Genomic DNA, 1258 nt, shown 5'->3' on the forward strand with positions numbered 1-1258 from the left:
CGCGCGACTGGACCATCGACAGCCACCACTGCCGCTTGACGTTGTTCTTGAGCTCGACACCCAGTGGACCGTAGTCCCACGACGCGCGCAGTCCTACGCCCTCGTCCGAGGTGGACAAGCCCGACCTCAAGGGACCTCAGCCCCTCCCCCGAGGGCCTCGGTTTCCTCCGCCGAGGCGCGGCGGGGAATGCCTTGGTGGCGTGGTCACCGATCGCGGTCGGGCAGACTGGTGGGACGCCGTCCGGACGCCGAAGGCGGGCCCGATCGCCGTTGGCGGAACTCACGAAACGTTCGCCCCCGAACACGTAAGGTAGCCGCATGGATACCCCCACCCAGGTTCTGCACCGCGTGTTCGGCTACGACTCGTTCAGGGCGGGACAGCAGGAGATCATCGACCATGTCGTGACCGGCGGCGACGCGCTCGTCCTCATGCCCACCGGCGGCGGCAAATCGCTCTGCTACCAGATCCCCGCGCTGGTGCGCCGTGGCGTGGGGGTGGTCATCTCACCCCTGATCGCGCTGATGCAGGATCAGGTCGACGCGTTGCGCGCGCTCGGCGTGCGGGCGGGGTTCCTCAACTCGACGCAGGACTTCGACGAGCGGCAGCTGGTCGAGTCCGAGTTCCTGGCCGGTGAGCTCGACCTGCTCTACCTCGCCCCCGAGCGGCTGCGGGTCGACGCCACACTGAGGCTGCTGGCCAAGGGCGAGATCTCGATGTTCGCCATCGACGAGGCCCACTGTGTGGCGCAGTGGGGTCACGACTTCCGCCCCGACTACCTCGAGCTGTCCACGCTGCGCGAGCGCTGGCCGGAGGTGCCGCGCATCGCGCTGACCGCCACCGCCACCCCGGCCACCCACGCCGAGATCTCCTCCAGGCTCGGCCTCGACCAGGCCCGCCACTTCGTCGCGGGCTTCGACCGGCCCAACATCCACTACCGCATCACGCCCAAGAGCGAGCCCAAGCGGCAGCTGCTGGAGTTCCTGCGCACCGAGCATCCCGGCGAGTCCGGCATCGTCTACTGCCTGTCGCGCTCCTCGGTCGAGAAGATCGCCGAGTTCCTGACGGACAACGGCATCGCCGCGGTGCCGTACCACGCGGGTCTCGACGCCCGCACCCGCGCCACTCACCAGGCCCGCTTCCTGCGGGAAGACGGGCTGATCGTGGTGGCCACGATCGCGTTCGGCATGGGCATCGACAAGCCCGACGTGCGCTTCGTCGTCGGCAGGTACCGGCCGCCGAGCATGGCGACGGTCATGG

1 protein-coding gene is annotated in these 1258 nt (G+C 69.2%); it reads left to right on the plus strand.

The window, feature by feature from the left end:
- Positions 1-318: 318 nt before the first annotated feature.
- A partial coding sequence (locus AB0J09_RS65090) for a RecQ family ATP-dependent DNA helicase (RefSeq protein WP_360714537.1) occupies positions 319-1258 on the plus strand: 940 nt, incomplete at its 3' end.

This window comes from Nonomuraea sp. NPDC049784 (genome assembly GCF_040659615.1).
Lineage (GTDB): Bacteria > Actinomycetota > Actinomycetes > Streptosporangiales > Streptosporangiaceae > Nonomuraea.